At 63.3% G+C, this 16697-nt stretch carries 16 protein-coding genes; 7 read left to right on the forward strand and 9 right to left on the reverse strand.

The annotated features are described in order from the left end of the window. Window positions 1–9 precede the first annotated feature (9 nt). The 3 genes from NKJ81_RS09535 (at window position 10) to NKJ81_RS09545 (ending at window position 2119) form a co-directional block, all read left to right on the forward strand. A complete protein-coding gene (locus NKJ81_RS09535; RefSeq protein ID WP_352471171.1) occupies window positions 10–318 on the forward strand; it encodes a DUF1244 domain-containing protein in 309 nt (102 codons plus the stop codon). Between the two features lie 11 nt (window positions 319–329). Further along, window positions 330–791: a cupin domain-containing protein gene (locus NKJ81_RS09540; protein WP_352540274.1), complete on the forward strand. Its 462-nt coding sequence runs from the start codon at window positions 330–332 to the stop codon at window positions 789–791. Between the two features lie 146 nt (window positions 792–937). Then, window positions 938–2119 (forward strand): MFS transporter, encoded by a 1182-nt coding sequence (locus NKJ81_RS09545; RefSeq protein WP_352540275.1) that lies wholly within the window; start codon window positions 938–940, stop codon window positions 2117–2119. Here the strand turns inward: NKJ81_RS09545 and NKJ81_RS09550 are convergent. Then, window positions 2077–2988 carry a LysR family transcriptional regulator gene (locus tag NKJ81_RS09550; RefSeq protein WP_352540276.1) on the reverse strand — a complete coding sequence of 304 codons (912 nt, stop codon included), beginning with the start codon at window positions 2986–2988 and terminating at the stop codon, window positions 2077–2079. The two genes, NKJ81_RS09545 and NKJ81_RS09550, sit on opposite strands and share 43 nt — an antisense overlap. Window positions 2989–3081: 93 nt before the next feature. On the opposite strand from NKJ81_RS09550, the gene NKJ81_RS09555 reads away from it, so the two are divergent. Then, window positions 3082–4041 (forward strand): SDR family oxidoreductase, encoded by a 960-nt coding sequence (locus NKJ81_RS09555; RefSeq protein ID WP_352540277.1) that lies wholly within the window; start codon window positions 3082–3084, stop codon window positions 4039–4041. A gap of 66 nt (window positions 4042–4107) precedes the next feature. Here the strand turns inward: NKJ81_RS09555 and NKJ81_RS09560 are convergent, their stop codons facing one another. From NKJ81_RS09560 to NKJ81_RS09590, 7 genes are all read right to left on the reverse strand, one after another. Further along, window positions 4108–4266, reverse strand: coding sequence for a DUF3309 family protein (locus tag NKJ81_RS09560; RefSeq protein ID WP_023678456.1), 159 nt, complete (start codon window positions 4264–4266; stop codon window positions 4108–4110). Between the two features lie 98 nt (window positions 4267–4364). Then, window positions 4365–7541: an efflux RND transporter permease subunit gene (locus NKJ81_RS09565; RefSeq protein ID WP_352540278.1), complete on the reverse strand. Its 3177-nt coding sequence runs from the start codon at window positions 7539–7541 to the stop codon at window positions 4365–4367. 2 nt (window positions 7542–7543) lie between these two features. Continuing rightward, window positions 7544–8755, reverse strand: coding sequence for an efflux RND transporter periplasmic adaptor subunit (locus NKJ81_RS09570; RefSeq protein WP_352540279.1), 1212 nt, complete (start codon window positions 8753–8755; stop codon window positions 7544–7546). Between the two features lie 122 nt (window positions 8756–8877). Next, on the reverse strand, window positions 8878–9021 hold the full coding sequence (locus NKJ81_RS09575; protein WP_352452504.1) for a hypothetical protein: 144 nt from the start codon (window positions 9019–9021) through the stop codon (window positions 8878–8880). Window positions 9022–9037: 16 nt separating this feature from the next. Next, complete coding sequence (locus NKJ81_RS09580) at window positions 9038–10168, reverse strand: patatin-like phospholipase family protein (RefSeq protein ID WP_352540341.1); 1131 nt, start codon at window positions 10166–10168, stop codon at window positions 9038–9040. Window positions 10169–10194: 26 nt separating this feature from the next. Then, window positions 10195–10977, reverse strand: a complete 783-nt coding sequence (locus tag NKJ81_RS09585) for a 3-hydroxybutyrate dehydrogenase (RefSeq protein ID WP_352471178.1) — start codon at window positions 10975–10977, stop codon at window positions 10195–10197. Window positions 10978–11161: 184 nt separating this feature from the next. After that, window positions 11162–12250 (reverse strand): citrate synthase/methylcitrate synthase, encoded by a 1089-nt coding sequence (locus tag NKJ81_RS09590; RefSeq protein WP_352540280.1) that lies wholly within the window; start codon window positions 12248–12250, stop codon window positions 11162–11164. Window positions 12251–12342: 92 nt separating this feature from the next. Between NKJ81_RS09590 and NKJ81_RS09595 the strand changes: the two genes are divergently transcribed. Then, window positions 12343–13491 carry a citrate/2-methylcitrate synthase gene (locus NKJ81_RS09595; protein WP_352540281.1) on the forward strand — a complete coding sequence of 383 codons (1149 nt, stop codon included), beginning with the start codon at window positions 12343–12345 and terminating at the stop codon, window positions 13489–13491. 68 nt (window positions 13492–13559) lie between these two features. Here NKJ81_RS09595 and phaR read toward each other — a convergent pair whose 3' ends face one another. Then, complete coding sequence (gene phaR / locus NKJ81_RS09600) at window positions 13560–14168, reverse strand: polyhydroxyalkanoate synthesis repressor PhaR (RefSeq protein WP_023678449.1); 609 nt, start codon at window positions 14166–14168, stop codon at window positions 13560–13562. A gap of 278 nt (window positions 14169–14446) precedes the next feature. Between phaR and NKJ81_RS09605 the strand changes: the two genes are divergently transcribed. Together NKJ81_RS09605 and phbB are read left to right on the forward strand one after the other, a co-directional pair. Further along, complete coding sequence (locus NKJ81_RS09605) at window positions 14447–15631, forward strand: acetyl-CoA C-acetyltransferase (RefSeq protein WP_352540282.1); 1185 nt, start codon at window positions 14447–14449, stop codon at window positions 15629–15631. A 105-nt stretch (window positions 15632–15736) separates the two neighbouring features. After that, the gene (phbB, locus tag NKJ81_RS09610; protein ID WP_352471181.1) at window positions 15737–16462 is read left to right on the forward strand and encodes an acetoacetyl-CoA reductase; all 726 of its coding nucleotides are present in this window, start codon (window positions 15737–15739) and stop codon (window positions 16460–16462) included. Window positions 16463–16697: the final 235 nt, after the last annotated feature.

Below are 16697 nucleotides of genomic sequence, written 5' to 3' on the forward strand. Positions count from 1 at the left end.
CAACATGACATGACCGAACTCAGCGAAGAACAAAAGCGCGATTTCGAAGCCGCTGCCTTCCGCCGGCTGGTCGCGCATCTGCGCGAGCATTCCGACGTGCAGAACATCGACCTGATGAACCTCGCTGGCTTCTGCCGCAACTGCCTGTCCAACTGGTACCGCGATGCGGCGCAAGCCGAAGGTGTCGAACTCAGCAAGGAACAGTCGCGCGAGATCATCTACGGCATGCCCTATGCCGAGTGGCAGGCACTGAACCAGGTCGAAGCCTCCGACGCCAAGAAGGCCGAGTTCGAGGCAAGACGCCCTAGGGATCACTAGGGGAGGACGCCGTGCCTAAGATTGACGTTGCCGACGTGGCCGGACGCAAGGGCTCATCCTATCCACCGCCGTTCGATGCACCCTGTGCCGAACGCGTGCGGCAGCGGCTAGGCAACGCAGGCGGGCTCACCGACTTCGGCATCAATCTCATGCGCCTGCCGCCGGGCAACTGGTCGAGCCAGCGCCACTGGCATTCGCACGAAGACGAATTCGTCTACGTGCTTGAAGGCGAGCTGACGCTCGTCGAAGATGCCGGCGAGACGGTGCTGCGCGCCGGTGATTGCGCGGCCTTTCCGAAAGGATCAGGCAACGGCCATCACATGATCAATAAATCGGGCGCGATGGCGATCTATCTCGAAGTCGGTTCGCGCTGGCCCGACGACGTCGCCACCTGCTCCGACATCGACATGATGAGCACCAACGCTGACGGCCGGTTTGTGCACAAGGATGGCGCGCCTTATCCCCAGCCGTAGGGATTTCGGAGTGGACCGCCGAGATGGTTGGCCGATGCGAGAGGACGTAGCGTCTGGTCCAAGCACTTTCGGCGAAGAGCGCTTGACTGTGAATTGAATCGATCTAATTTGCCGCGCAACGCCATTTCCGGACCGGATTCTACCCGATGGACGCGCAGAAAATCACGCAGATCGCGATTCGTGGACGCTGGGCAGTGGCCGGCATCTTCCTCGCCAACGGCTTCTTGACCGGCAGTTGGGCGCCGCATATCCCGGTGTTCCTGACGCGACTCGACATTTCGAAGTTCACGCTCGGCTTGCTGATTCTGTTGTTCGGTGCCGGCGCCGTCACTGCCATGACCTGGTGCGGCCATCTGATCTCGAAGCATGGCTCGCGCACGGTGCTGCGCTGGTTCGGACTTGCCGGCAGCTTCGGCCTTTTGGTTGTGGCTCTGGCCCCCAACGTGCCCCTTGCAGCCATCGCCATGTTCATCTTCGGCGGTTCGATCGGCGGCATGGACGTCGCCATGAATGCCAATGCAGTGGCAGTCGAACGGCGGCTGTCCCGTGCCATCATGTCGTCCTCGCACGGCTTCTGGAGCCTTGGCGGTTTCGCCGGCGGCGCTTTGGGCGGTTTCGCCATCCAGAACTACGGTCACCTCGCCCATGCGACAGTGGTGACGGCTCTTGCCTTTGCCGTAATCGCCGTAGCGATCCGCTACCTGATCGCCGAGGACAAGCACCCGGTCGCCGAGCACCACAAATTCGCGTTGCCGGCAAATCCGCTGGTCTATCTGGTCGGACTTATGGCGCTGCTGACGATGATCTCCGAAGGCGCGGTACTCGACTGGGCAGCGCTGTATCTCCGGCAGGAACTCGGCGCCGATCTTGCCGTCGCAGGCCTGGCCTATGCCGCCTTTTCCGGTGTCATGGCCGTCATGCGCTTCCTCGGCGATGGCGTCCGCAACCGTTTCGGTGCCGTTACGACGTTGCGCGCCTCGGCCCTTGCCGCTGCTGCCGGCATGCTGGTGGCCGGGCTGGCTCCCTCGCCTTGGCTGGCCATTGCCGCCTTTGCCTTTTGCGGCCTCGGCATTGCCAACATGGTGCCGATCATCTTTTCGGCTGGCGGCAACCAGGAAGGCATGGCGTCCGGCACAGGCATGAGCGTCGTCACCACAATGGGTTACTCAGGCATTCTGGTGGCGCCGTCGGCGATCGGCTTCGTCGCCGAGCACTCGAGCTTCGGCCCGATCTTCGTCGCACTGTCCGGGCTGCTGGTCGTCGTGCTGTTGATGGCCGGCCTCGCTCACCGCGCCGAATTCGCTGCCGAGCCTGCACCGGCTGAATAGCGCTTGAACCCTTCGTAGAGGAAATCCGCGATGCGGCGGATGCGGACGCTGGTGCGCACGTCGCGGTGCATGGCCAGCCACACCGGCAGCGTCGGCAGCGGGAGACCCGGCAGCACTGTCTCGACCAGCGGATCACGGTCGGCGAGCGGCTCCTGGCCAAAGCCGATGCCGTTTCCCGCCCGCACTGCTTCCCACAGCACGATCTGATTATCGGTCCTGAAGCGGAAGGCATTGCGGGCGAGCGGGACGCCGAACTGGGCGAAGCCGCGAATGATCTCATCGCCGCGGTCGAAGCCGACCAGATCGTGGCCGGCTAGATCGCGGGCCTCGCGCGGACGGCCACGCCGGTCGAGGTAGGATTTTGCCGCGCAGGCGCGGAGCGGAATGTCGGTCACCTTGCGCGCGACCAGTTCATTCTGCGCCGGCTTGACCATGCGAATGGCGATATCGGCGTCGCGACGCAGCAGATTCTCGACCTGGTTCGAGGCGACGATCTCGACCTCGATGCCCGGCTCCTCGGTCCCAAGCCTCGCTGTGATTTCCGGCAGCACATAGGCCGCCACCACTTCGCTGGCGGCAATGCGCACCGTACCCTCTATCGCCTCGACCGATCCCAGCGCCAGCAGCGAAAAGGCGCTCGCCTGCTCGCTCACCGCGCGACCCCGTTCAAAGAGCGTACTGCCTGCTTCCGTGAGCGCGTAGCCACGCCGCCCGCGCCGGAAGAGCGTGACGCCGAGCGCCTGTTCCAGCTCGGCGATGTGGCGGCCGAGCGTCGGCTGGCTTGCGGCAAGTTTTCGTGCGGCCGCCGACAGGCTGCCGGTCTCCGCCACCGTGACGAAACTCTTGATCAGGTTCCAGTCAATATCCATTCAAAATTGAATATCACATCGCCAATCGTAGTCAATTTCCATTCGTTTGCGGAGAGACAATATTGGGGTCGTAACGCAACACGGAGACGAACCATGACCACGATCGCAATTCTCGGCGCCAATGGCCGCCTCGGCCACACGGTGGCCAAGGCCTTCATCGATGCCGGCTACGATGTCCGTGCCATCACCCGCAGCGGCAAGGTGCCGGCCGAGCTCAAAGGCGCCACGGCGATCGCCGGCGACGCGCTCGACCGTGCTGCGCTGATCCGCGCGACCGAAGGCGTCGATATCATTTTCAACGGCCTCAACCCGCTCTACACCGACTGGAGCAAATGCCTGCCGATGGCCGAGAATGTGATGGCTGCCTGCCGGGCGAACGGCGCGCTGCATCTCTTCCCGGGCACCGTCTACAATTACGGCTCGCAGATGCCAGCGGTGATCGCCGAAGACACGCCGTTTCGCCCGACGACGGAAAAGGGCCGTATCCGCGTCGCCATGGAAGATCTGTTTCGCCGCGAGGCCGACGCGGGTCTGGTGCGCACGATCCTGTTGCGCGCTGGTGATTTCTTCGGCGGCACCGGCAGCGGATCGTGGTTCGATCTGGTTGTTGCCGCCAAGATGACCAAGGGCGTCTATACCGCCCCAGGGCCGGTCGATCTCGTGCATGAATGGGCCTATCTGCCCGACCTGGCCAAGGCCTTCGTCGGGCTGGCTGACAATCTCGACAAGCTCGGCTTCTACGAGGCGCTGAACTTTCCTGGCCATGCGGTGACCGATCTGGACATCAAGGCGGCCGCGGAGAAGGCGCTCGGACGCACGCTGAAACTGACGTCGATGCCGTGGTGGGTGCTGCGTGCCGGCGGCCCGTTCGTGGCGATGTGGCGCGAGATCGTTTCGATGTCCTATCTCCGCTTCGAGCCGCACCGGCTGGTTTCAGGCAGGCTGGAAAGCGTCATCGGTACGATCCCGCACACGCCGCTGGAAAATGCGGTGTCGGAAGCGCTCGAGGATATCGGCATCGCCACGCTCAAGACGACGCAAAAAGCTGCCTAACAACAAACCAAAAAAAGGCGGATGGCCTCACGGTCATCCGCCGCTGGTCGGGGAGGAAGGTTGCGCTCAGATCCGGCCCATCAACAGCAGCACCAGGACAACGATCAGGATGACGCCGACGATGCCGGATGGTCCGTAACCCCAGGACCGGGAATGCGGCCACGCCGGAACCGCGCCGATCAGAATAAGAATAAGGATAATGATGAGAATGGTGCTGATCGTCATCAGAAAATCCTCGCTTTGAGGTTGCAATGACGGAACAATGCAGAAGGCCGCCCATTGTTCCCGGGCGGCCTTGCTTGATCAGGACGGCGAGCCGGACTCTATTCGGCGGCCTTCGGGAAGGCGATCGCCGGTTCGGCGTCCAGATCGGCGTCCAGGCCTTTCGACGGGATTTCGGCCTTGCGACGCCCGAACAGGCGGCTGAACCAGCCCCGACGCGCACCGGGTTTGACCTTGGCGCGAGTGAACACCATCACCATCGACGGCGTCACCACCAGCGTCAGCACGGTGGCGAAGGACAGGCCGAAGACGATCGCCGAGGACAGCGAAATCCACCATTGCGTCGACGGCGCGTTGATCGTCGTCTCGTGATGGAAGATTTCGAGGCCAAGGCCGAAGGCGATCGGCAGCACGCCGAGGATCGCCGACACCGCCGTCAGCACCACCGGGCGGGCACGCTCGCGGCAGGTCTGCAGAACGGCTTCGTATTTGTCCCAGCCCTCTTCGCGCAACCGGTCATAGGTGTCGATCAGCACGATGTTGTTGTTCACCACCACCCCGGCCAGCGCGATGACACCGATGCCCGACATGACGATGCCGAATGCCTCTCCCGTCAACAGCAGCCCGAGGAACACGCCGATCGTCGCCATGACCACGCAGGACAGCACCAGCCAGACGCTGGTGAACTTGTTGAACTGCGCCAGAAGCACGATGAAGATCAGGAAGATCGCCGCACCGAAGGCTTTGCTGAGGAAGGCACCAGCCTCCGCGCTGTCCTCATTCGAACCGGCAAGCTTCCAGCGAATGCCGCTGCCGAGGTTCATGTCGGCGACAGCTTTGGTGACCTCCTGCTGGACGGCAGCCACCTGGGCGCCGGCAGCGACGTTGGCCTGGACGACGACCGTTCGCGCACCGTCGATGCGGTTGAGGATACCGACCGTCGGCTCCGGCTTGCGCACGACGAAGTTCGAGATCGGCACCGAGCCTTGCGCGGTCTGGACCCTGAGTTCGTCGAGCGTCGACAGCGTGCGCCGATCTTCGGGCAGGCGCAGTCTGATGTCGACCGCATCGTCGGCGCCGGCGGGCCGGTACTCGCTGAGCTTCAGCCCGTTGGTCACCAATTGCACGACCGTCCCGACCGCGGTCGGGCTGATGCCGTACTGGGCCGCCTTGGCGCGATCGACGTCGAGCGCCCAGTCGACGCCGGGCGGCGCCAGACCGTCGGAAATATCGATGACGCCGGGCACCTTGGCTATGCGCGCGGCGACGGCGCGGGCCTTGTCGTCAAGGCCCTTCGGATCGACGGCCGAAAGCCTGATCTGGATCGGCTTGCCGGTAGGCGGGCCGGCTTCCGGCACGCGAACCTCGACGTCGACACCGGGAATGCCGGCCATAACGCCGCGCAGTTCGTCCAGGATTGAGTTCGCCGATTTACGCTCGCGCCAGTCGACGAATTCGTACTGGATCACACCAACCACGTCTTCCGGAACATCCTGGCCGCCGCCTTGCGTCTTGCCGACACGGGTATAGACAGACTTCACGCCCGGCCAACCGAGCAGCCGATTTTCCGCGGTCTTGGTGGCCGCGTCCATTTCGGCAAGCGAAAGATTGCCGCGGGCGTGGACATAGAGCAGGCCGTAGTCAGGCTCGACATTCGGGAAGAATTCGACGCCGGCGCCGAATTTCGAATAGGCGTAGCCGACACCGAACAACAGCGCCACAGTGAGGACAAGCACGGTGATGGGATAATGCACCGCCTGCTTGACCACGGCCATGTACCAGCCGTCGCGATTGTCGTCGGGGTGATGGGCCGGCGCCTTGGCAAATATCGCGCCCAGCGTCGGCGCGAAGACCAGCGCATAGAGCATCGAGGCCGAGAGCGTCACGATCAGCGTGATCGGCATGTATTTCATGAAGTCGCCGATGATGCCCGGCCAGAACAACAGCGGCGAGAAGGCGGCAATGCGCGTCATCGTCGCCGCGATGACCGGGCCGGCCATGCGCTTGGCGGCAAGCGCGAACGCTTGCTCCTTCGGCATGCCCTCGCTCATGCGGCGCTCGGCGAATTCGGTGACGATGATGGCGTCGTCGACCAGCATGCCGACCGCCAGGATGAGGCTGAACAGCACGATCATGTTGATCGTGTAGCCCATCATTGCCAGCAACAGGATGCCGATCAGGAAGGATGATGGGATGGCCAATCCGATCAGCAGCGAGGCACGGCCAGACAGCGCGTAGAGAATGACGATGAACACCAGGATCACGGCGATCATCACGTGGTTCTGCAGGTCGCCGAGCAACTGGTTCACGAAGACCGACTTGTCTTGCGTGTAGGTGACGTGCATGCCCTCCGGCATCGTCTTGATGAAGGCGTCGGACACCTCCCTGACCTTGCCAATCGTATCGATCAGGTTGGAGCCGATGCGCTTCTTCACCTCGATGGCGATCGCCGGCTTGCCGTCGAGGCGGGTGACCGTCTCGGCGTCCTTGAATGTGGAGCGGATGGTGGCAATGTCCTTGGCCTGCACCACCGCATTGGGGCCGGCGACGACCGGAAGCGCCGCCACATCCTCTGGCGTCTCGATAAGCGACGGCACCTTGACCGCGTATTTGCCCTCGGATCCTTCGATATTGCCGGCGGCGACAAGACTGTTGGAAGCGCCGACCGCACCGATCAACTGGTCGAGCTGCAGCCCGTAGGAAGACAGCTTCATCGGATCGATAACCACTTCGACGAGGTCGTCGCGCGCACCCTGCAGCGAGCCCTCGAGCACGCCAGGCACTTCCTCGATGCGGTCGCGCAGCTCGCGCGCCGCCGCCGTCAGCACGCGCTCGGGCACCTCGCCCGACAGCGTCACGACCAGGACGGGGAACTCGGAGATGTTGACCTCGGAGACCACGGGCTCCTCAGCCGCTTGCGGCAGGTCGGCCTTGCCGTCCTGCACCTTGCTGCGTGTGTCCTGCAGCGCGGTGGCGAGGTCCGTCTGTGGCTGGAATTCGACGAGCACATAACCGCCGCCCTGGAAGGCGGCCGACCGCATCTCCTTCAGGCCCTTCAGGCTCTTCAGCTTGGCTTCCATCGGCCGCAGCAGGAGGCGTTCGGAGTCTTCCGGCGAGATGCCCTGGTAGATCAGACTGACATACATCATCGGAATCGGAACGTCGGGTTCCGCTTCCTTCGGCGTCGACTGGTAAGCGACCGCACCGGCAAGGATGAGAAAGACCAGGACCGAAATGGTCAGCCGGGCATTGCTGATTGCAAGTTTGACGATGTCCATGATTACTGCGTCCCGGCCGTCGCTTCGCCCAACAGCTTTTGAATGGTCGCCTGGTCGGCTTCGACCGGCTTGACCACTTCGCCTTCCTTCACCAGCTCCTGGCCGGCGACGATGATGCGGGCGTCGGCCGGAATGCCGCCGAGCACCAGGCCGGTCGGCGTGTCGTCGACCAGGTCGATCGGGAAGAACACGACCTTGTCGTCCTTGTCGACGGCGCGAATGCCGAGATCGCCCTTGTCGCCGAGCGTCACCACCGAGCGCGGCAGCATGACGGCGTCGGTCGGCTGGGCGCTGAGCGCAATTTCTGCCGTCATGCCGGCCGGTACGGAACCATCGGCGTTGGGGATGGCGACTTCGACGCGGAAGGTACGGGTTGCCGAAGATGCATCGCGGCTGATGTAGCGCACCGTGCCCTCGACATTCTGGCCGCTGACCAGACGCACATTTGCCTTGTCGCCGATCTTCAGATAGCCGAGATCGCGTTCGCTGACTTCGCCGCGGGCGATCACCGGATCGAGCTTCAGAATGGTCGCCACTTCGCCGCCCTGCATGACGGAACTGCCAAGCTCCACTGGCACCCGGTCGATGACGCCGTCGAAGGGCGCCTTCACCTCGTTGCGGTCGAGCTCGGCTTGCACGGCCTCCAGTTGCGACTTGGCCAGCGTCAGGTTGGAGCGGGCCGTGTCGAGCTGCAGCTTGGGCAGATTGCCGGTTTTCATCAGCCGCAGGGCAGCTGCCAGCTCTGCCTCACGTTGCACGACAAGCTGCTTGGCGTTGTCGACCGCCGAGATTTTTTCCTCGGCGGCAAGCATCAGGATCAGGTCGCCGGTCTTGACATGCTGACCCTGCTTGACCGGCAGCTTGTCGATGACGCCGGCGACGCGTGTCGCCAGGACGGCGCGCTTGTCGGCTTCGGTCAGTCCGGAAATGCGGATAGCGCGTGCATAGGTGCGCCGCGGCGGGGTTATGATCGCGACCGTGCGTAACGGCGCCTTGGGCTGTTCCGCCTCGGCAGTCCCCGGCTTGGCAGCCCCCTGTTTGCCAGTTTGGGGCTTGCCTGCGTCGGCTGCCTTGGGCTGCTCGACCTCTCCTGCCTTGGGCTTGTTGTCGGCGGACGCGCTGCCGACGGACGAGAACTCGCCTGTCGCCATCCAGCCAGCGAACCCGATGAGCACAACAATGGCTGCAAGCTTGTGAAACCTGAATTTCGGCATCGTCATTTTTTCCAGTGCGCGGGGTTCGGCCAGGCCGCATCTTCTACTTGGGGCGCGTCGCCGATATGGGTGCGCGCGAGGCCGTATTCAAATTGCCGTGATCGGCGAAGCGCGCTTCTACCTCAAAGTTGCATCGCAATATAGTCAGAAAAGTTGATGGATTGTTGCTTTGTCCGCAAAGATGCGGCCGCAGCATCGGCTGTTGATTGCCAAAACAGCGGCATGGCAGCAAGTGTCAGGATGATTGGACAGATTGCGAATGCCATCTGCTTTGCGAAGCAGCTAGGCCGGACGGCGGGCGGCCTCGGGCTGCTTGCGCGCCGCAAGAAATTCCTTGACCCGCCGGCCCGGCGCCGGCCCGCGCACCGGCTTCAAGCCGTCGTCGAGTTCGCCGGACAGATCGATCGTCGGCCGCTTGCCGACGGCGTCATAATTTTCTTCCAGCCAATCACTGGCTGCGGTGCGGCCGAGGTCGCGCAGATAGGCAAGGAACGCCCATTCGGCATTGACCTTGGACGATGCCGACAGATCCTTGAACGCTTCGTCGGCATCGATGCGGTGCATGCGGATGTCGCGATATTCGCCGTGCGGCAATCGGCCGGCGGCGATCAGTTCCTTGACGAAGGCGATCGAGCGGAATTCGCGCAACAGCCCGGCATTGAAGGTGATCTCGTCGATGCGGTTCTGGATCTCATTGGCGCTCTTCGGCGTCCCCTCGCGGACCACCGGATTGATCTGCACCAAAAGCACGTCCTCGGTGGCCGCCGTCTTGAAGAACGGGAACAGTGCCGGGTTGCCGCCAAAACCGCCATCCCAATAGGGCACGCCCTTGATCTCGACGGCACGGAACAATTGCGGCAAGCAGGCCGACGCCATCACCGTGTCGAGGTCGATCTCGCCGTCCGAGAAGACCCGCAACTGGCCGGTCTCGACATTGGTAGCGGAAATGAACAGTTCCATCGACTTGCAGGCGCGCACATTGTCGAAATCGATCTCACGTTCGACCACGTCGCGCAGCGGATTGATGGCGAGCGGATTGGCGACATAGGGCGAAAATACCCGAGACATCGTATCGAACAGGAAATAGCCGGGCGTGTTCTCGATCGACCAATTGCCCCAGGCGACGTCCCAAGGCATGCGCTGTACCGGGCTGAAGCGGCCCTTTGCCGCCACCGCACGCCAGAAATCGTCGAGCTTCCGCCGCGCGCCCTCGACACCGCCGCGGACAAAGCCGTCGGCCAGCGCCACGGCATTCATGGCGCCGGCGCTGGTGCCCGAAACCGCCGTTATGTCGAGGCGCCCGTCCTCGAGCAGCCGATCGAGCACGCCCCAGGAAAACGCCCCGTGCGAACCGCCGCCTTGCAGCGCGACATTGATCTTCTTTGGCTCTTCCGCCTTGCCATTTTTCGGCATGGCGTGGCCCTTGACCGCTGGAAGCCTCACTGAGCGGTCCAGCCGCCATCGACAGAGATGTGCGCGCCGTTGATCTGCGCCGCCGCATCCGAGCATAGGAACACCGCGGCCGCCGCAACCTGCTCGACGGTGACGAACTCCTTGGTAGGCTGCTTTTCGAGCATGACCTCACGGACCACCGTCTCGCGGTCCATCTTGTTGGCCTTCATCTGGTCGGGGATCTGCGCCTCGACCAGCGGCGTCAACACATAGCCCGGACAAATGGCATTGCAGGTGATCTTGTCGCGCGCCAGCTCCAGGGCGACAGTCTTGGTCAAGCCCAGAATGCCATGCTTGGCCGAGACATAGGCCGACTTGAACGGCGAGGCGACAAGGCCGTGGGCCGAGGCGACGTTGACGATCCGGCCGCCACCGGCCTGTTTCATCAACGGGATGGCGGCTGCGATGGTGTGGAAGGCCGATGACAGGTTAATGGCGATGATCGCATCCCACTTTTCGATCGGGAAGCTTTCCACCGGCGCGACATGCTGGATGCCGGCATTGTTGATCAGGATGTCGACCGAGCCGAATGCCTCGGCTGCCTTCGCCACCAAAGCCCGGCACTCGGCCGGCTTCGACATGTCGGCTTTGACATAGGCGGTCTTCACCTTGTGGTGCTTCGCGATCGCGTCTGCGATGGCGCGGTCGTCGGCGGTGTCGGAAAAGGAATTGACGACGACGTTGCAGCCTTCGGCCGCGAGCGCGTGGGCAATGGCCAGGCCGATGCCCGAGGTGGAACCGGTGATGATGGCGGTTTTTCTGGCGGTCAAGGCGGCTTTATTCCTTTCGAGGCGGGCTCCCGTGGAACCATGCTGCACTGCAGCATATAGGCTCTCTGTCACCCAAGAACAGCGGATGTGTGGAGCAATGACATGAAATTTTTGTCATGTAGACCTCTCTCGTCCCCTAAGAGAGGTCGTTGCCTCGTTTCGCAAAGCATGCGCTGAAAGCTCGTCAGGCGACGAGGTCCGGCACCGTCCCGATATAGCGCGACTGCGGCCGGATCAGCCGTCCGCTCGTTTGCTGCTCGCGCGCATGGGCAATCCAGCCGGCGACGCGCCCGGCAGCAAAGACATTGGTGAACGCCTCTTTCGGAAAGCCCGCCGCTTCCAGCAGGAGCGCTGTGAAGAACTCGACATTGGTCTGGAGCGAGCGCGACGGCTTGGCGATGCGGGGCACTTCGAGCGCCGCTTGCTCCACGCTTTCGGCAAACGCCAGCCGGTGGCCGGCTTCGCCCTTGGCGCCGAGCTGCCGCACCACCGCTTTCAGCACGTCGGCACGCGGATCGCGCACGCGATAGATGCGATGCCCGAAGCCCATGATGCGGCGGCCACGCGCGATCTCGCCACGCAGCCAGCCGGCGGCGTCGCCATGCGCCTCGATCGCATCCAGCATCTCGATCACCGGACCTGGCGCGCCGCCATGCAGCGGCCCCTTAAGCGCTCCGAGCCCGGCCAGCACCGCCGAAGTAAGTCCGGCCTGCGTCGAAGCGACCACGCGCGCGGCGAAGGTCGATGCGTTGAGGCCGTGGTCGCAAACCGTCACGAGATAGGCATCGAGCGCCTTCGCCAATTTAGGAGAGGCCACAATGCCGGTCAGCATCCGCAGCATGTCGGCTGCATGATCGGCCTTGCTATCGGGCGCAATCGGGCTTTCGCCGCGCTGCAAGCGCAGCAAGGCCGGCGTCAGCACGGCGGGTGCCGCAACCAGCCGCAGCGCGTCCGACAATTTGTCACCATCCGGCAGCAGGGCAATACCGGCGCGCATCGCGCTGTAGATATCGACGGATGCGAGAAACGGCAGCAAGGGTTTGATCTGCTCGAACACTTCGCTGCGCGCCCGACCGATCGCGTTCGCCAGCTCCCTGCCGTCGGGAAGATCGTCGAAAAAGCCGTCGAACAGCAGATGAACCACCTCGGCGTATTTCCAGCGGCCTGCCAGTTCGGGCAACGAATGGCCCCGGATGGTCAGGCGGCCACCAAGACCGTCGACATCGGAGAGCACCGTTTCCGCCGCCACCACATCATCGAGCCCATTCGCCATTGGTTTTCTCCTTGACCCTTTCCGGGTGGAAGATAAGGGTTGGTGACTGGACCATCAATCTTGATCAACTGAATCAATATGCCAAGGCTGACATGACGGAGTGGCTGACGCGGGACGAAGCCCTGGAGCGTCTCAAGGTGCGCGCCCAGACCCTCTATGCCTATGTCAGCCGCGGACGCATCGGCGTGCGGCCGGACCGGGCGGATCCACGCCGCAGTCAGTATCGCGCCGACGACATCGCGGCGCTGGCGAGCCGCCGGGCTCGTGGCCGAAATCCCCAGGCAATCGCCGAAAGTGCAATTGCCTGGGGTGAGCCGGCGATCGCCACCACGATCTCGACCGTTTTGCATGGCCGCCTTGTCTATCGCGGCCAGGATGCGGTTGCTCTCTGCGAGGCTGCCACGCTGGAGCAGACGGCAAACCTGCTTTGGGCATCTGACGCACCAGTGTCGTTCGTCTCGGCGAGCCGCCATGGCAACGGCGCAACTGGCCGGCCGGCTGCCTTCGCGGAATTGGCCGCGTTGGCGGCCGACGGCCGGCCTTCGCTCGGCCGCAGGGCGGCTTCGCTCAACCACGATGCGGCCGGCGCCATCGCCGCTTTGGCCCAGGTGCTCGGCGCGATTCCCGGAACTGGTCCCGTGCACGAAAGGCTGGCGCGGGGATGGTCGCTCGATGCGGCCGGCGCAGCCTTGATCCGCCGCTCGCTGGTGCTGTTGGCCGATCACGAATTGAACGCATCGACCTTCGCCGCACGGGTCGCCGCGTCCACCGGCGCACCTGTTTCGGCCTGCCTGCTTGCCGGCCTCGCCACGCTCTCCGGGCCGCGTCATGGCGGCGCCGCGGAGGCGGTCATGATCCTGGCGGAAGATGCGCAGAGATTGGGGCCGGATGCGGCTGTCGGACGCTGGCTCGGTCACGACAGGCCGCTGCCCGGATTTGGCCATCCGCTTTATCCCGACGGCGATCCGCGTGCGGAACCGTTGCTGGCCGCGATAGATGTCGATGATGGGCTGTTACGGCTTTGCGATGCGGCCTTTGCGGCAACGGGCATGCGCCCGAATGTCGATTTCGCTTTGGCCGCGCTGACGCGCGGTCTCCGTTTGCCGTCCGATGCGCCGTTCCGCCTGTTCGCGCTCGGCCGCAGCGTCGGCTGGGCCGCGCATGCCGTGGAGCAGGTGACGAGCAGCGGCCTGATCCGGCCACGCGCCCGCTACCAGGGACCGCTGCCGGAGCAGCTCTAGCCGCGCTGCTTGCGAAGTCTCAGCGGCACCTGAAGGAAGGTTCGACCCTGCACTTCGCCAGCCGGCAGTCAGGACATCGTGTCGAGCTTGCGCTGCATCGCGGCGATCTGCTCCTTCAGCTCCTGAAGGTCGTCGGGTTTTTCCGGCGTTTCCTTCCTGGCCGGTTCGGCCGGCGCCGCTGCCGGCGCCGAGCCCGCGGGCGGGAACGGCGTGAACAGCCGCATGGCGTTCTGGAACATTTCCATGTTACGCCGCGTCTGCTCCTCCAGCACCTTGATCGGCGTAGCGATCTTCATCATGTCCATCGGCGACTTGCCGAGGGCATCTTTCATCTGCTCGCGAAAGCGCTCCTGCTCCTTCGAGAAGGCCAGCATCGACTGCTCGAGAAAGCTCGGCACGATCATCTGCATCTGGTCGCCATAATAGGCGATGAGCTGACGCAGGAACGGGATCGGCAGCATGTTCTGCCCGTCCTTGTTCTCCAGCTCGAAGATGATCTGGGTCAGTACCGGATGCGTGATGTCGTCACCGGTCTTGGCGTCCTGGACAGTAAAGTCCTCGCCTCTTTTGACCATTTCAGCGAGATCCTCGAGCGTCACATAGGTGCTGGTGCCCGTATTGTAGAGACGGCGATTGGCATATTTCTTGATAACAATAGGTTCGTCTTTTGCGGCCATCTGCATCCTCCCCGGACACCGGGCAGCTTAAGTAAGCCGCCGGTAACGATTGCGCCTTTTTAAAGGATATGCGCAAAAGCGCCATGAATCCAAGCAGTTTGTGCAGTGCGGGAACATTTTATGCTGCGCAGCACGGACGGGCCGCCGTCGCAGCGACGGGCGGCATGCTTGCGGGAGTGGGACGCCATGCCCATTTCGGGTTTGACTCGGGTTGTGGAAAGGGCAAGAAAAGTCCCCGACGGCACCCGAAATCGTTCCCCGAAAGCCTGGAGAAGAACATGTCCGCTTCCAACGCCATCGTTGTCGCCAGTGCAGCGCGCACGCCCGTCGGCTCCTTCAACGGCGCCTTCGCCAACACCCCAGCCCATGAATTGGGTGCCGTCGCCGTCAGGGAAGCGCTGGTCCGTGCCGGCGTCGACGGCAAGGAGGTGGACGAGGTCATTCTCGGCCAGATTCTGACCGCGGCTCAAGGGCAGAACCCGGCGCGGCAGGCGGCAATGGCTGCCGGCGTACCGCAGGAGGCGACCTCCTGGGGCCTGAACCAGCTCTGCGGCTCGGGCTTGCGCGCCATCGCGCTCGGCATGCAGCAGATCGCCCAGGGCGACGCGAGGATCATCGTTGCCGGCGGCCAGGAATCGATGTCGATGGCTCCGCATGCACAGCATCTGCGCGGTGGCGTCAAGATGGGCGATTTCAAGCTGATCGACACCATGATCAAGGACGGCCTGACCGATGCCTTCTATGGCTATCATATGGGCAACACCGCTGAGAACGTCGCCCGCCAGTTCCAGATCACCCGCGACGACCAGGACCAGTTCGCACTGGCTTCCCAGAACAAGGCCGAGGCCGCGCAGAAAGCCGGGAAATTCAAGGACGAGATCGTTGCCTTTACAGTCAAGGGCAGGAAGGGCGACACCGTCGTCGACCAGGATGAATACATCCGCCACGGCGCGACAATCGATGCCATGACCAAGCTCAAGCCCGCCTTCGACAAGGAAGGCACGGTAACTGCTGCCAATGCTTCCGGCATCAACGACGGCGCCGCCGCCGTGGTGCTGATGACCGAAGCGGAAGCCGCAAGGCGCGGCATCACACCGCTGGTGCGCATCGTTTCCTGGGCGACCGCCGGTGTCGACCCGCAGATCATGGGGACGGGACCGATCCCCTCCTCGCGCAAGGCGCTGGCCAAGGCCGGCTGGTCGGTTGGCGACCTCGATCTGGTCGAAGCCAACGAGGCCTTTGCCGCGCAGGCCTGCGCCGTCAACAAGGACATGGGCTGGAATCCGGCCATCGTCAACGTCAATGGCGGCGCCATCGCCATCGGCCATCCGGTCGGCGCCTCGGGCGCCCGCATCTTCAACACGCTGGTCTACGAGATGCGCCGCAGAAGTGCCAAGAAAGGCCTTGCCACGCTGTGCATCGGCGGCGGCATGGGTGTTGCCATGTGCGTGGAAGCATTGTGATGAGATAAGCGATACGAATAGGATGCTGGCGCAAAGCGAGTAGGGAATAGAGGGCAAACCCCCACCGCTTCAACGCTCAGTCATCTGCATTTCCCGGGAGGACATATGACAAAGGTTGCAATCGTCACAGGCGGGTCGCGCGGCATCGGCGCGGCGATATCGGTCGCCTTGAAAAGCGCCGGCTATTCGGTCGCCGCAAACTACGCCGGCAATGAAGAAGCGGCGGCAAAGTTCAACGCCGCGACCGGCATCCCGGTCTATAAATGGTCGGTCGCCGACTACGAGGCCTGCGCCGCCGGCATCAAACAGATAGAGGCCGATCTCGGTCCCGTCTCGGTGCTGGTCAACAATGCCGGCATCACTCGCGACGCGATGTTCCACAAGATGACGCGCGAGCAATGGAAAGAGGTCCTCGACACCAACCTTTCCGGCGTCTTCAACATGACGCATCCATTGTGGGGCGGCATGCGCGATCGCAAGTTCGGTCGCATCATCACCATCTCCTCGATCAACGGTCAGAAAGGCCAGGTCGGCCAGGTCAATTATTCGGCCTCGAAGGCCGGCGATATCGGCTTCACCAAGGCACTGGCCCAGGAAGGCGCGCGCGCCGGCATCACCGTCAACGTCATTTGCCCCGGCTACATCGCCACCGAGATGGTCAAGGCAATGGACGAGAAGGTCCTCAACGAGCGCGTCATCCCGCACATCCCGGTCGGCCGTCTCGGCGAGCCGGAGGAGATCGCGCGCTGCGTCGTCTTCCTCGCTTCCGACGATGCCGGTTTCATCACCGGCTCGACCATATCAGCCAATGGCGGCCAGTACGTCGCCTGATCGTTTGTCTTTACGTTGAGACAGATCCTCGCTTGGACGAACGGGCCTGCAAAACGGCCCGTTTCTATAGCGGTCTTCCCGTTGCAAGATCTCGATGCAACGCTGCCCCAATCCGGCACGCAAAGGTTAACGGCAAACTCGCAGCTTGTGCAAAAGCCGCCCGGCAGCCTGTGGATTCTCGGTGGAAAAGCTGTTCACGACACAACATGTTGCGGTGAACAAACCAAGAAACTTC

This window comes from Mesorhizobium sp. M0018 (assembly GCF_040323955.1).
Lineage (GTDB): Bacteria > Pseudomonadota > Alphaproteobacteria > Rhizobiales > Rhizobiaceae > Mesorhizobium.

Excerpts from the sequence above, each read along its gene's own strand:
- NKJ81_RS09535 (WP_352471171.1), top strand. The coding sequence starts at position 10 with ATGACCGAACTCAGCGAAGAACAAAAGCGCGATTTCGAAGCCGCTGCC.
- NKJ81_RS09545 (WP_352540275.1), top strand. The coding sequence starts at position 938 with ATGGACGCGCAGAAAATCACGCAGATCGCGATTCGTGGACGCTGGGCA.
- NKJ81_RS09550 (WP_352540276.1), bottom strand. The coding sequence starts at position 2,988 with ATGGATATTGACTGGAACCTGATCAAGAGTTTCGTCACGGTGGCGGAG.
- NKJ81_RS09555 (WP_352540277.1), top strand. The coding sequence starts at position 3,082 with ATGACCACGATCGCAATTCTCGGCGCCAATGGCCGCCTCGGCCACACG.
- NKJ81_RS09560 (WP_023678456.1), bottom strand. The coding sequence starts at position 4,266 with ATGACGATCAGCACCATTCTCATCATTATCCTTATTCTTATTCTGATC.
- NKJ81_RS09565 (WP_352540278.1), bottom strand. The coding sequence starts at position 7,541 with ATGGACATCGTCAAACTTGCAATCAGCAATGCCCGGCTGACCATTTCG.
- NKJ81_RS09570 (WP_352540279.1), bottom strand. The coding sequence starts at position 8,755 with ATGCCGAAATTCAGGTTTCACAAGCTTGCAGCCATTGTTGTGCTCATC.
- NKJ81_RS09575 (WP_352452504.1), bottom strand. The coding sequence starts at position 9,021 with ATGGCATTCGCAATCTGTCCAATCATCCTGACACTTGCTGCCATGCCG.
- NKJ81_RS09580 (WP_352540341.1), bottom strand. The coding sequence starts at position 10,168 with ATGCCGAAAAATGGCAAGGCGGAAGAGCCAAAGAAGATCAATGTCGCG.
- NKJ81_RS09590 (WP_352540280.1), bottom strand. The coding sequence starts at position 12,250 with ATGGCGAATGGGCTCGATGATGTGGTGGCGGCGGAAACGGTGCTCTCC.
- NKJ81_RS09595 (WP_352540281.1), top strand. The coding sequence starts at position 12,343 with ATGACGGAGTGGCTGACGCGGGACGAAGCCCTGGAGCGTCTCAAGGTG.
- phaR (WP_023678449.1), bottom strand. The coding sequence starts at position 14,168 with ATGGCCGCAAAAGACGAACCTATTGTTATCAAGAAATATGCCAATCGC.
- NKJ81_RS09605 (WP_352540282.1), top strand. The coding sequence starts at position 14,447 with ATGTCCGCTTCCAACGCCATCGTTGTCGCCAGTGCAGCGCGCACGCCC.
- phbB (WP_352471181.1), top strand. The coding sequence starts at position 15,737 with ATGACAAAGGTTGCAATCGTCACAGGCGGGTCGCGCGGCATCGGCGCG.